At 63.8% G+C, this 12914-nt stretch carries 14 protein-coding genes and 1 pseudogene; 3 read left to right on the top strand and 12 right to left on the bottom strand.

Annotated elements, in window-relative coordinates; genetic code table 11:
* Window positions 1-248: 248 nt before the first annotated feature.
* The 4 genes from A5695_RS28270 to A5695_RS03800 form a co-directional block, all read right to left on the bottom strand.
* Window positions 249-419, bottom strand: coding sequence for a hypothetical protein (locus tag A5695_RS28270; RefSeq protein ID WP_156749446.1), 171 nt, complete (start codon window positions 417-419; stop codon window positions 249-251).
* Window positions 420-504: 85 nt separating this feature from the next.
* A complete protein-coding gene (locus A5695_RS03790) occupies window positions 505-966 on the bottom strand; it encodes an ester cyclase (protein WP_068078377.1) in 462 nt (153 codons plus the stop codon).
* Window positions 967-984: 18 nt separating this feature from the next.
* Window positions 985-1944, bottom strand: a complete 960-nt coding sequence (locus A5695_RS03795) for an LLM class flavin-dependent oxidoreductase (RefSeq protein ID WP_068078380.1) — start codon at window positions 1942-1944, stop codon at window positions 985-987.
* A 37-nt stretch (window positions 1945-1981) separates the two neighbouring features.
* The gene (locus tag A5695_RS03800; RefSeq protein WP_156749447.1) at window positions 1982-2977 is read right to left on the bottom strand and encodes an LLM class flavin-dependent oxidoreductase; all 996 of its coding nucleotides are present in this window, start codon (window positions 2975-2977) and stop codon (window positions 1982-1984) included.
* Between the two features lie 120 nt (window positions 2978-3097).
* Here A5695_RS03800 and A5695_RS28275 point away from each other — a divergent pair, with 120 nt between their 5' ends.
* Both A5695_RS28275 and A5695_RS03805 read left to right on the top strand, forming a co-directional pair.
* Window positions 3098-3283, top strand: a complete 186-nt coding sequence (locus tag A5695_RS28275; RefSeq protein WP_156749448.1) for a hypothetical protein — start codon at window positions 3098-3100, stop codon at window positions 3281-3283.
* A gap of 981 nt (window positions 3284-4264) precedes the next feature.
* Window positions 4265-5107, top strand: a complete 843-nt coding sequence (locus tag A5695_RS03805) for a FadR/GntR family transcriptional regulator (protein WP_156749449.1) — start codon at window positions 4265-4267, stop codon at window positions 5105-5107.
* A 54-nt stretch (window positions 5108-5161) separates the two neighbouring features.
* Here the strand turns inward: A5695_RS03805 and A5695_RS30160 are convergent.
* Window positions 5162-5436, bottom strand: a pseudogene (locus A5695_RS30160) (enoyl-CoA hydratase/isomerase family protein); the annotation flags it as partial.
* 149 nt (window positions 5437-5585) lie between these two features.
* Between A5695_RS30160 and A5695_RS03810 the strand changes: the two are divergent.
* Window positions 5586-6305, top strand: coding sequence for a hypothetical protein (locus tag A5695_RS03810; protein ID WP_231974707.1), 720 nt, complete (start codon window positions 5586-5588; stop codon window positions 6303-6305).
* 247 nt (window positions 6306-6552) lie between these two features.
* On the opposite strand, the gene A5695_RS03815 is transcribed toward A5695_RS03810, so the two are convergent.
* The 7 genes from A5695_RS03815 to A5695_RS03845 form a co-directional block, all read right to left on the bottom strand.
* Window positions 6553-7365: an SDR family oxidoreductase gene (locus A5695_RS03815; protein WP_231974708.1), complete on the bottom strand. Its 813-nt coding sequence runs from the start codon at window positions 7363-7365 to the stop codon at window positions 6553-6555.
* 37 nt (window positions 7366-7402) lie between these two features.
* On the bottom strand, window positions 7403-8203 hold the full coding sequence (locus tag A5695_RS03820) for an enoyl-CoA hydratase/isomerase family protein (RefSeq protein WP_068078387.1): 801 nt from the start codon (window positions 8201-8203) through the stop codon (window positions 7403-7405).
* Window positions 8200-9204 carry an acyl-CoA dehydrogenase family protein gene (locus A5695_RS03825; RefSeq protein WP_068078390.1) on the bottom strand — a complete coding sequence of 335 codons (1005 nt, stop codon included), beginning with the start codon at window positions 9202-9204 and terminating at the stop codon, window positions 8200-8202. Before A5695_RS03825 ends, A5695_RS03820 begins: the two co-directional genes overlap by 4 nt.
* An 8-nt stretch (window positions 9205-9212) precedes the next feature.
* Window positions 9213-10364 (bottom strand): acyl-CoA dehydrogenase family protein, encoded by a 1152-nt coding sequence (locus A5695_RS03830; RefSeq protein WP_068078393.1) that lies wholly within the window; start codon window positions 10362-10364, stop codon window positions 9213-9215.
* A gap of 157 nt (window positions 10365-10521) precedes the next feature.
* The gene (locus tag A5695_RS03835; RefSeq protein WP_068078396.1) at window positions 10522-11304 is read right to left on the bottom strand and encodes an SDR family NAD(P)-dependent oxidoreductase; all 783 of its coding nucleotides are present in this window, start codon (window positions 11302-11304) and stop codon (window positions 10522-10524) included.
* Window positions 11297-12136 carry an enoyl-CoA hydratase/isomerase family protein gene (locus tag A5695_RS03840; protein ID WP_082945839.1) on the bottom strand — a complete coding sequence of 280 codons (840 nt, stop codon included), beginning with the start codon at window positions 12134-12136 and terminating at the stop codon, window positions 11297-11299. Before A5695_RS03840 ends, A5695_RS03835 begins: the two co-directional genes overlap by 8 nt.
* Window positions 12102-12902, bottom strand: a complete 801-nt coding sequence (locus A5695_RS03845; RefSeq protein ID WP_068078399.1) for a phytanoyl-CoA dioxygenase family protein — start codon at window positions 12900-12902, stop codon at window positions 12102-12104. Before A5695_RS03845 ends, A5695_RS03840 begins: the two co-directional genes overlap by 35 nt.
* Window positions 12903-12914: the final 12 nt, after the last annotated feature.

Genomic DNA, 12914 nt, shown 5'->3' on the forward strand with positions numbered 1-12914 from the left:
TCCGGCTGGGTGCAGGAGGACGACCTCGCGTTCGCGGCATGCACCGGAATCGATCTTACTGCCCTCGGTGGCGGCTGAGCTCGACTCGCGCACCGCTTCAGCCGTCGTTAGGTCAATCAGCGCGGGGCGCGGCCTTTAACCGTTGTAAGCGGCGCCAGAGAGTCGGACTGCGCTGGTCGCCTGCGGCGCTGGCCGTACCGATGCTCCGCCGGCTACCACCCTCGCCAGCCACGAACAGAGACCACTGATCAACTGCTGAACGGCGCGCGTAACGCCAACGGGCCCGTCGTCGCCGCCCGTTCCAGGAGCCCGAGTTCCACGCCGGCATCATCGGCCCAATTCAGCGCCGCCGTGATGTCCTTCGACAGGAACTCGGACACCGCGCCGGCGAAACTCTGCGGTCCGCCCAGACGCCGCATGTGCTGAGCGGCCAAGCTACCACCGCTACACACTGCCAGCGCATCCAAGAGCACCTCGGGTCTGACGCCCAGACTCTCCCCACACTCAACGGCAGCCGCCACCGAGGGCAGTAAGATCGATTCCGGTGCATGCCGCGAACGCGAGGTCGTCCTCCTGCACCCAGCCGGAGGTCATGCGGCCGTCGACGATTGTGTAGAGGCCGAATCCGTGCTTCTCATAGGATCGCCCGGTTGGTGGAACTCCGGCGTAATGGCCGGTGAAGGTTGCGCGTTCGATGTAGTTTGCGACGACGCGATCACCCTCCGCGATGAGGTCGAGTACCTCGACTCGCATGTCGGGAAATGCTGCCCAGAACGCAGCCAGACCCGCTTGGTAGCCGGCCCGCCCACCGACGAGCAGGTCCGAGCGCAGACCCACTGTCAGCGCATAGTCGTCGGCCATGATGTCGTCATAGATCGTGGCGTCGTGTGAGTTGATGGCTTCCAGGAAGTGCCGCCGTACGACGTCTTTGTTCGCGCTCAGTGCTGGATCCTCGACATGTGTCATCCTGCTCGATTCCCTTCCTCAGTTCGCGACCGCGCGGAAGACGCGGAGTTCTCGGGCCACGTCGGGACCCGAAGGCGTATAGATGATCTCGTCCACTCCCGCGTCGGCCTTGGCGGCCATCGACTCGCGCAGCTGCTCAACGGGCCCCACCATGGTGGTGAAGTCGGCGTGGGTGAACAGCGTCTCGTCGCGGGGTAGGACGTGGGTGACGTGACCCTCGAAGGTCAACAGGTGCCGGTGGGAGGGCGGCGCCTGTGCTTCGAGCAGCTGACGCCACTGAAATCCTCCCGGCATGAGGTCCACGGCTTCACCGGCAGACGCATACGTCATGTGCCACGGCGCAACTCGCCACGGAGCCACCGCTCGGCGCGCGCGCTCGCCGCGTGGGTCCTCACCGTCGTCGAGGACCGTTCCTGAAACCATCTCCGCGGACGGCAGCTCAGGGTGGGGTACGCCGTAGACGATCACCCCGTCGGCGAATGACGTTGCGGTACTGCGGCCGACCGGTCCAAAGACGCTGACCCACAACGGCACCTCGATGGGGCGAGGCGTCGCCATGTCCGCGAAGTGCATCATCCTCTGCGGACGCCCGTGTACGTCGATCGCCTCGCCGGCCAGCAACGCTCGCACGTCATTCATGTGGGTGCGCAGAACGTCCAGGGGCGCCGGTTTTTCACCAGCGGCTATCCGAGCGGTGAAGCCCGTGCCGAAGGCGCAGCGCAGTCGCTCCGGAGCCAGCCGTGCCACTGTGGCGATGGCGCTGGCGGTGGTGATCGCCGACCGCTGTCCTGGCGTGAGCACGGCGGTGGCCAACCCGATGCGCGTTGTGCGCTGAGCGGCCAGTGCGAGATGGATAAAGGTGTCCTCCCACAGAGGCGCAGAGTCAAACAGCCACAGCCGCGAATACCCCAACTGCTCTGCTAACATGGCTAATTCGGGAAGATCCGGCCGCGGCGGTAGTCCGCACGACAACTCCATTGTTTCGTTCCTCTCGACCGCGCCGACGGTCTAGGTCTCAGCGAAAATGCGGAATGACTTCGTCGGCCAGAAGTTGCCAGGTCGCCAAGGTCTCCGTGGGGGCAAGACCCGGATAGCTTGCAAACCACCACACTTCGGTGGCTCCCTTGTCTGCAAGGCTTTGTAGTTCGGTGATCATCTGGTCAGCGGTGACGAACGGCGCCGGGATGACCACGCCCTCGCCCTCCGGTCCCCGCTCGTCCCGCAGCATCTCCAGGATCATCACGTCCGATGGAAGGTCTGCAGCCTCGCCGTACCATTTCGCATACTCTTCCATCCGGTATCCGAAGTGCTGACCGTAGCGTTGAACTGCCGCCTCCGGATCGTGCGCGGGCGCGGACAGCACGTAGACGCACGCAGCGGCCTTCCCCTCGCGTCCGGTCCTGCGCAGTTCGTCGTAGTACCAGTCGAGGTGAGCAGCGTCAACGATCGCGCCGTCGCCGATTCGCGCGGCACGTCTGATCGGTTTCTCGGATCGCCCTCCGATGTAGATGGGTGGTCCGCCTTGCTGAAGCGGTTTGGGATGAACTTCGACGTTCGGGAGTTGCCAGTGCCGTCCCTCGTGCTGAATCGCGCTGGGCGACCATGCTTTGCGGATCACCTCTATCGCCTCCTCGAAGATTGAGGCGCGATGACGTCGCTCGACACCGAACGCGCGGAACTCATCGGGTACATAGCCCAGCGCGGCACCGAGACGGACACGACCGCCGGAGACGATGTCAAGCACGGCCGCGTCCTCGGCCACCCGCAGCGGATGGTGCAGGGGCAGAAGCAGTACCGACCCGATGCCGATGGTAACTTTTCGGGTCCTGGCGGCTACGGCGCCAGCCATCGCAGTGATCGAGGGCAGGTACCCGTCGTCGACGAAGTGATGCTCGGTCAACCACACCGTATCGAACCCCATCGTCTCCACGGCCGTGATGTGCTCGAGAGTTTCGGCGTAGAAATCTCGCCACGGCCTACGCCACTGCACGGGGTTGCGGAAGTCGTACACGAGGCCGAATTTCACCACCGATACTCCGTTCTGTACGTAGGGCCGTTAGCATTCGTTTCTGTATGCAGGCAGGCCGCGGCGGGCGGTGTCAATTACCCCGCGGTAGGGGTCGAGGGCGTGATGGCGCGCGACATCTGCGAGCACTGCCCGACCAATGATGCCGTCCGCGAGGTGTTGAAGGCCAAGTCGTCGCGCCCCGCTTCGGGTGGTGGTGAGCCCAGCCCAATATCCGTTGAACAGAGTGTCCTGAAATCCCACGTGGGCCAGGCCGTCGATCTGCGTCGCGCCCTGGTGTCCAGCCGTTGAACGTCTCGTCTTCTGGGATAGCCACGTCGGCTAGCTGGTTTCGTCAGACAAGATGGGACCGATCGCGTTTTCGTGCGGGCAGGTCCGTACGACTTCCGACCGAACTCCGCGGCGCATGTTGACCCGCGTCATTCTTGCCATGGCTTGACCTCCACTCGGCCGCGGAGCGCGGGACCGCACCGCGCAATCCCGACGTACATAACTATGTTATCGATGTTACCCAGGCGGCACCAAGATAGAGGAGACGTCTCAGTTCCAGGTACTGGGGATTATTGGCGCTGTTGCGGCGAGATCGGTCCTCGCCGCGAGGCCCTAAGCCTCGTCGTGAGTAATCCCTGTTCAATCTCGCGTCGGCAACAGTCTCCTGCGTCCATCAATGAACCAGGTAACCAACCGAGGTAACTAAGCCGTATCGCCGAGCTGTGCATCACCGAAGCCGTTCCCCGAAGTCAGGGTGCGCACAACGAGAAGGCGACGGACGACCGGTGGATTCCGGCGGAGACCGGCGCCACCGATCGAGTGAGCATCCAGCTTCGAGCACCCCTTTTGACCCCGCCACGTAGCCGTGTTCGACGCCGTGTCACGCAGGTTCAAGAGGGCATTATGTGCGCGCCGATACTGTGCTTTCGCTCAACGGTGCCGACCTGGGCGCTTCAGGGCATGATTCGCGTCGGCATCGTGCGGGGCCCCCGAACAGAATGAAAGGATCACCATGGCAGTCTCCGAAGTACACCGGTGGGCAATCACCCGGCGGGCTATCAGGACGGTGGCAAGCCGACCGTCCACGGCTTCGGTTTGACGCGCGTTCTAGAACCGCATCGATGCGAAAAGACCTTGCCACCACCCGTGCTCACCGGATACTGGCGTGGACCCTGCAGAGACGGCGTCGACCGGGGGTCTGAGCTTTACCGCTGGATCCGGTCCCTGTTCGACCAGTTACTGCTTGCGGTCTAGTTCGAATAGATCATTTATATCTGCTGTATGGTGTGGATTCGGCCGCGGGACGTCGAGGGGATCAGAAGGGATGCGCGGGTGGCTGGGGAAAAGCTGGAAAAGCCTTTCGTCCTAGATAGAGACCACTCGCGGGTTCGGCCGCTGAAGATGTCGGATCAGGTTGCGGGCCAGATCCGGGGGATGATTGCGCGAGGTGAGCTCGCGGACGGGGACTCGCTACCCACCGAGGCCGAGCTCATCGAGCGGTTCGGAGTTTCCCGCCCGACCCTTCGGGAAGCCTTTCGGCTCCTGGAAGGCGATTCCCTTGTGACGATCCGCCGTGGTCCACCGGGCGGCGCCCGCGTGACGCTGCCGGGCCCGGAGGCGGTGGCTGGTCTCTTCGGGATGATATTAATGTTGTCGGGCACCACTATCGGGGATGTTTGGGATGCGCGGCTGACCATCGAGCCCCCGGCCGTTCGGCGGTTGGCGGAATCGGCCACCAAAGTCGCGCTCCAAGAACTCGCTGCCGAGTTGGACCGTGTCAGGGCCGCCGTTGACAATCCTCGAGAGTTCGGCAAAGCCGGTGTGCAATTCCACGTCAAACTTGTCCAGCTGTCCGGCAATCACACACTCACCGCGGTGATCGGCATGCTCTCCGAAATCATCGAGCGAGAGCTCACCAAATCACTGACCGAGATCGGTCCTGACAGCGACGAGGTACGCCGCGCAAACCGGCGCGCGCTTCGCAGCTACGAAAAGGTCGCCGAGCTGATCCACGCGGGCAACGGGGACGCTGCCGAAGCCGCATGGCGCGATCACATGAAGAGCGCGCGCCGCTACGTGGCCAAGACTCAGAGGCAGGATCGCGTCATCGACTTGCTCTATTGAGAGGCCGCCCGGAACGGGCGCCCATGATGATCGAGTGGCCGAAGCCTGCGCCGCTCAGCGCGTACGGGACGCGCGCTTGTTGGTGTGCGAATCGCTGTCGGCACCCACGTTGCCGATATGGGTGTAGGACAGCCCATGTCATTGGGCCACGCTGGGAGGCGAATCGCGTGCCTCCCATAGCGCCCGCACGGTGCCGTGGATGGCTTGGGGCGCGCGCAGCGATCTCGGCAGCCAAATCCTGCCGCGCGGACACGCTGTTGGTCATCAGGGACGATCTCGGTGACCAATCCAAGCCGCAACGCGGTGGGAGCAGAAAAACGTTCTTCGCTGGCCGGGGCCTCGCTTTTGCGGGTGAGGCCCGCGGCTAAAATTGATGGCTCGTATAGCTCGCCCTATGTCAGATGTTTAACTTAGTGTTCTAACGGGGGCCGGGCCACTACCATCACCAATGCCAGCCAGGAAACGAGGTGATGATCTCATGGGAGTGCGTCTGAGGACGACCGCGTTCGCTAGCGCATCGGGTCGGCACCGACTTCCGCGCAACGTCCAGCCTGCGGCAACCGTCGCGACTGCGCCGATCACCGTCGGCGGTGCCCCCGACGTGGCGGGGGATGGTGAGCCAACCCACACCTCGGCCACCGCTGAAGGACCGGCCGATGTCAGCGAGACGCCTGAGAGCGACTCGCCGAGCACTGACCTGCCGCGCGACAGCACCGTCTGGCCGCGTCTGATCGCCGGTGTCCTGTTGCCGGTGCTGATCGTCCTACTAGGCGGCGGCTCCGGGTACCTGGCATGGGAAACGCTCTCGGAGCGCCTTACGCAGCAGGCCCGGATCGAATCGGTCCATGCGGCCACGGACGGCATATCGGCTCTCCTGGCCTACGATCCTGATACAGCGGAGAAAAGTCTCAGCGCTGCGTGCGAATTGCTGACTGGCAAATTCAAAACCTCTTACGCAGTGTTCACGCATCAGCACGTGATACCTGACGCGCGCGAGCGACACATCACCTCGGTTGTCACCGTTCCCGCGGCTGCGTCCGTGCAGGCAACGATCGAACACGCGGTGGTGATGGTCTTTGTCAATCAGACGTTCCTTCGTGACCCGGACCCGCCGAAGAGCACCGCGTCAGACGTCCGAGTGACTCTGGAGAAAGTCGGCCGGCGCTGGCTGATCTCGGACTTCACCCCGGTGCGATAAGCAAAAGCAACAGGCTGGACCGCAAGCGTTCTACGATGGCCCCGCCAGGCTGGGGGACTTGCTTGTCGGGGTCTGCGACACGGGCAGGACGCGCGTATCGATGACTTGTCGGGCGAAGTCGGCGTTGACGCTTTGCCTGCGACGCGCCGGGAGGCTCATTGCCAGAAGGACGTCGGCGATCAAGGACCAGGTCACGGGTGGCGGATATCTCGCCGCGGTTACGGCTTGAGAATGGCAGAAACACGAATTAGGGGAATTGTTCATCGATGGGCACGAAGTCAGGCATGGTCAGGCCCCTGCGCAGCCAGTTCGCGCCATCGAGGACAAGGGTATGACCGGTAAGGTAGGAGGCGTATGGCGAGCAGAGATATGTTGCTGCCCAACCTAACTCGTGCGGCTGTCCCACTCGGCCGCCAGGAATGCGCTTGCCATCAGACTCAGGGTTCTGACGTGCCAAAAGCACTGGCGGTAGATCCTGGTGCGGAAACAGCCCCGGCGCCAGGCAGTTGACGCGGATGCCCTTGGGCGCCCATTCGACGGCGAGGGACTGCGTCATATTGGTCACGCCCGCTTTGGCGGCTGCGGAATGCGCGGTGCCCGGGCCGCCGGTCCACGCGTAGGTGGCGCCGATGTTGAGGATGGCGCCGGGTGCCGACCGCGCGATGGCCCGACGGGCGAATTCCGTGCTGCACAAGAAGGTGCCGTTGAGCACGATATCGACGACGCTGCGCCAGGCGTTGGCGGACATCTTCACCGCCTGCGAAGGGAAATTGCCTGCGGCGTTGTTGATCAGAACGTCCGCGGGTCCTAGTTCGCGTTCGATCTGGTCGAATGTCGCGGCGACGGCACCCTCGTCCCGAACGTCGAGCTCAACGCCAATGGCCTTGGCGCCCAACGCCGTCAACGCTCTCACACCGCTTTCGCGATGCTCAGCCTTGCGGCTGGCGACGGCCACGGCCGCCCCCAGCCGGGCAAATTCGGCGGCCATCGCTTTGCCTAGGCCCGTTCCGCCGCCGGTGACAACGACGACTCGGCCGGCGTAGGTGTCCGGCGGCAGCATGGCCGTCCCGACCGGAGGTGGTGCTGGTAGTGCCATCTCAGACTCCGTCGCTTTCGGATGCCATAGGGACAGTCGTATTTCGACGCCGTGATCGTTCTTCTTTTATGGCCAGGTATTCCTCGGAAGTGAATAACGCGGTCTGGGCCAATAATTCTTGCCCGAGCCCGTTGCGGATGTCACCGGCCGTGGCCTGGTTGACGAGCATCTTGCCCATAGATGTCGCCAGTCTCGGTTGTGCCGCCAGTTGACGGCACAACGTCATCGCCCGGTTGTAGAGCGCGTCAACCGGCACCACCTCTTCCGCGAGGCCCCACGCGTATGCGGTGGGTGCGTCGATGCGGGCACCGCTGAGGACCAGGTATTTAGCGCGCGCCGGACCTACCAGCGCCGGCAACAGCTGGGTTCCGCCGGTGTCCGGCACCAGTCCGAGCCCCACTTCTGGCAGGCCGAAGAAGGCGTCCTCGGCGATGATCCGCATGTCGGCGGATAACGCGATTTCGAAGCCACCTCCCAATGCGGCGCCTTGAACCGCCGCGACCACGGGCTTGGTCGAGTCGAGGACCTCCAAGCGAATCTGTTGGTGCTTCCTGACGAAGGTGAAATCGTCTTCGCCGCCGGCGCGCTTACCTAATTCGGCTTTGTCGCGCCCAGAGCAGAAGGATCGCCCCTCGCCGCGAATCAGTACACACCGGACCGAGTAATCGCCGAGATAGCCCCGCAGCGCCGAGCACATCTCATCGAACAAGGAATCGGTGATGGCGTTGTGGCGGTGCGGTCGATTGAACGACATCACTCCTACGCCGTCAACGATTTCGGTCTTCAGCTCGGCCGTGGTCATGCTTGCTCACTTGTCTGTGCGCCGGGCAGTCCGCCCAGTAATTTTGCCGCGCGGTCGAAAGATTCTGTAACACAGAGGGTATGGGTTCTCTTCACGAAGCGGTGGGCGACGTCTTCCACGGTGAATCCGATTGCCCCATGGATCTGGACGTTAGCCCTAGCGTTCGCGAAGGCTGCGCGGCGGCAACACGCGGCGGCCGCCAGGGTGTGGTACTCGGAAGCTGACGCCTCGGCCATCTCCGTCAGCGCGGCAAAGAAGGTGACGTTGTCCGCGGCCAGCGCCCGGGTGGCCATGTCGGCGCACTTGTGCTTGATGGCCTGAAAGGCACCAATCGGTTTGCCGAATTGGACGCGGTTCTTGGCGTATTCGGTCGCCAAATCCCGGGTTGCTCCGCAGATGCCGGCCAACTGGGCGGATGTCAGAATTGCGAGTACCCGCCGCAGCCGGTTCACCGTTCGTGCGTCATCGGCCGTCACCGACGCCGGCCCCAGGCTTGCGCGGCTGGTGTGGCCCACTGACGTTTGGTCCTCGAGGCCGCTGCTCATGTCCAGCCGCCGGGGGGTGGCGTGAAGGCTCGCGCGGTCGCCATCGACGATCAGCGTCAGCGCCGATTCCTCCGCGTCGAGGACCAGCAGTCGGTCGTTGTCGCCGGGTAGGGGAACGGCCCGAGCCACCCGTGTCTGGCCGGCGATCATGTCTTTCGACAGCGGCGCGTGCCCCGTCCACGCCGCCAACCGGGCGGCGGCCAGCGTCGTGAGGATCGGGCCCGGAACGAGCGCGCGGCCAATCTCCCGAAATATGAAGACTTCATCGAGCAGGGTGGCACCCGCACCGCCGTCGTCCTCATCGACGGCCAGCCCCAACCACCCGAGTTCGCTGATCTCCTTCCACCGGACGTCGTCCAGCCGGGTGATGAAGTCGGCCAGGGATAATCGCGCCTGGATATAGTGGCGAGTTGCCGCGATCAGTGCGTCTTGGTCGGTGTCGGGTAGAAAGTCCACGTCGGCTCCTAACGATTCCGCGGGAGCCCGAGGATGCGCTCGCCCACGATGTCGCGTTGGACCTCGGATGTGCCGCCACCCATGGTGGTTGCGTAGGAGTACAGGTATTCGCCGATGTCGTAGCCATACCGGCCGCCACGGTCGAGGCCGTGAGCACCGATGACATCCATGCGTGTGCGGTGAATCCGTTGCTCCAAATCGGCGTGGAAGATCTTGATCATCGATCCCTCTGGGCCCGGTACATTGGTTCGCGCCGCTGAGGACACCGTTGCGTAGGTCATGGCCCGCATCGCCAGTACGTCGGCGCGCAATTCTCCAAGCTTGCCCCGAGTACCCGAATGCTCGAGCGCACCCAGGCTTGCGGCGTCCTCGATGAGTTGCTCGAGTGCGACCGATAGTTCCGTCTGCAACTTCATGAAGCCGGTGCCGCGTTCGAATCCGAGGGTGGACATCGCCACAGACCAACCATCGCCGATGTCACCGACGACATTTTCCAGAGGAATCCGAACGTCGTCGTAGAACACCTCGCAGAACTCGGCTAGACCGTCCATCGAAACGATTGGGCGCACGGTGATTCCGGGGCTGTGCATATCGCAGATGACCCAGGTCAGGCCGCGGTGCCTGGACGACGAGGGATCGGTCCGCACCAGTAGTTCCTGGAAGTCCGCCATGTGCGCGAAACTGGTCCAGATCTTCTGACCGTTGACCACCAGTTCGTCGCCTTCGATCGACCCCTTTGTGGAGATCCCGGCGAGATCAGAACCGGCACCGGGCTCGGAGAATCCTTGGCACCAAACCTCTTCTCCGGCCAAGATTTTCGGGAGATGTCGACGCTTCTGCGCCTCGCTACCACGAGCAATGAGCGTCGGACCGCCGTGATTGATGCCGACAAATCCGCAGCCGATATCGGGTCCTCCCGCCTTGGCGTACTCCTCGAACCAGATCAACTGGCGTACCAGGGGCAGCCCCTGACCGCCGTATTCGCGTGGCCACGCGATGCCTCCGTAGCCTGCGTCTGATTGACGGCGTTGCCACGCCATGTCCCACGCCCGGGCACCGGCAACATCATGCGGGCGTTCGTCGGTCGGGATGTTGTTCCTCAACCAGGAGCGTACTTCCCGCCGAAAGGCGCAGTCCTCGTCGGTGAAGGACAGATCCACTTGGGCTCCTGGTGATGTGAGACTTCCGGATCTAGTTTATCTATATAAACCTCGCCCGAGCAAGACGGACGAGCTTGCGAGGTCCGGCCAGGTAGCGGTGGCATGGAGGCTGTGGATAGGCAAGTTCTGATCGAGCGGCACCTCGCGGCCAGGCTCACTATGCCAGCGGAGGCGCGTGCCCCCCGCCGTCGACAGTGATCCGCTGCCCGGTCATATAACCGTTCAAGGGGCTGCATAAAAATGCGACGACGTTGGCTACATCCTCGGGCTGGCACACCCGCCCGAACGGATAGGAGGAATGCAAATCCTGCAGCGTCTGGTCCGTTCGCACCGCCCGAACAAGCTTCTCGCCCATCGGTGTATCGAGCAACCCCGGCGCGACGATGTTGACCCGCACCCCGTATTCCCGTTCCTCTCTCGCCAGTGTGTGGCCCAACGCTTCGAGGGCAGCCTTCGCCATGGTGTAGGGCGCCGACATAGCCGGGTATCCGTCCGTAGCGACACTCGAGATCAGGACGACATCGGAACGGCCAGCTCGGCGCATATCGGGTAGCAGTGATTGCAGCAGCCGCGCGGGCGCGAATGCGTGCACGTTCATGAGTCGATGAAACTCGGCAGGGTCGGCGTCCTTGACGGATAATCCGCGACTCGCGATGCCGGCGTTGCTGACCACGATGTCGGGCGGACCGATGTCCAGCCGCACCGCGGCGACCATCTCCATCACCGCATCCACATCATCTACCGGAGCGCAGTAACCATGCGCGACACCGCCGCGGCCACGGATTTCTTCGACGACTTCTGCTGCGGCTTCGCGGTCGCGCCGATAGCTGAGGGCGACGGCGGCCCCGTCGGCTGCCAGCCGACGCGAGATTCCAGCGCCCAGCCCGCGAGATCCCCCGGTCACCAGCGCGACTCTGCCCGCCAGCGGGCGGTCACTCATTGCGGTATCCGGGGTCACGCTTGTCGCGAAAGGCCAGCATTGCTTCTTCCTGATCGTGAGTGAGTGCGGTGATTACCTGCTGCCGGTTCTCCAGCTCGATGGCGGCGTCGAACGACGGTGTCTCCAACGACAGCCACATCGCTTGCTTCGTCAATGACAGACTCAACGGTGGGACAGCGAGGAGAGAGTCGATGAACGCATCGACGCGCTGGTCGAGGTTTTGTGCGGCAACGCATTCGGCGATGAGACCCATCGACTCGGCCTCGGCAGCAGTGATCTTGCGGCCGGTCATCATGAGTTCGTGCGCGCGCCCGGCGCCGACCAGCCGTGGCAGCATCCAGGACACGCCCATGTCGCAGCCGGAGTAGCCGACCCGAACGAACGACGCGGCGAACACGGCGGTGTCGGCGGCTATTCGCACGTCCGCTGCGCACACCAATCCCAATCCACCGCCGGCGGCGGCACCGTTGACCTTCGCAATGACGGGCTGGTCAAGGCGCCGAATGCGTTGCATGAGTGAGGCGATGTGCCGCTGAGTGGCCAGCGACCGGTGCGGAGCTCCTCGCGCATGCGGGTCGGCGGTTCCGTATCCATTGAGATCGAGGCCGGCGCAGAATGCACGACCCGCACCGGTCAGCACGACAACGCGTGTTTCACGGTCGGCTTCGAGCTCGGCGAGCGCGAGATGCAGTTGCTCGACCATCGCGGCGGTCATGCTGTTCAGCCGGCCGGGGCGATGCATCTCGACGACTGACACCTCTGGACGCGGACGACTGACACGCACGTCGCCCAACGCATCAGCTCCCAACGCCGTCAGCACCTCTCTGCGCATTTGAGATGAACTCCGCAGTGCCACCGGCCTTTCCGAAGCCCATGATCTCCGACTGCCAGGGTGTGAGTTCCCCTCGGAGGGATTCCGGGATGCCCTTGTGCCACTCGTATTGCGGAGCAAGGAAGGAACGCACGAAGAAGGCGAACGCTCCCGCGCGCGAAGAGTCGCTGGTGTTGCGGCCGGTCTGGTGGTAGAGCCGTCCTTCCATGACGATCAGCGATCCCGCGGGACCGCACAATGGAATTGCCTCTGGGTGGTCGCCGCTCCAGTCGGGAGGTCCGGAATTGCGATGGGTGTTGGGGACGTAACGCGTGGCGTTCGACTCGGTGAAGTCGTCGAGGGCAAACGCGATGTTGACGCAGCACGCGTACTGAGGCCACGGCGCCGGAATGTTGTTCTGGTCGGCGTGAAGGGCCATGGCACCCGCACCCGGATACGTTGTGTTTGAGGTGAAGTTGGACAACCTCACGTTGGGTCCCAGCCATCCGGTGACAATTGCCTTTACGACGGACAGCTCCAGCATCTCGCGGAACACCGCGTCGCGGCCGGGCAGGTTGGCGATGCGGATGTTCTTGTCGTCGGGGTCGTAGGCGGTACCGCGCATGAGCACACCGGCTTCTTCGTCCTCGACGGCGCACCGCTCGAGTGCGGCTTTCGCGCGGGCGATCGTGGCGGCGTCCAAGGCGCCCTCGACGACCGCGACACCCTCCGCTTCAAGCCGTGCGCACGCGTTGGAGGCGGCGTCGACGTTGACGTCAGTTGTCATTGTCTTGCTCCG

Origin of the sequence: Mycobacterium sp. E1747 (assembly GCF_001667775.1) — a bacterium.
In the GTDB taxonomy this organism is placed as follows: Bacteria; Actinomycetota; Actinomycetes; order Mycobacteriales; family Mycobacteriaceae; genus Mycobacterium.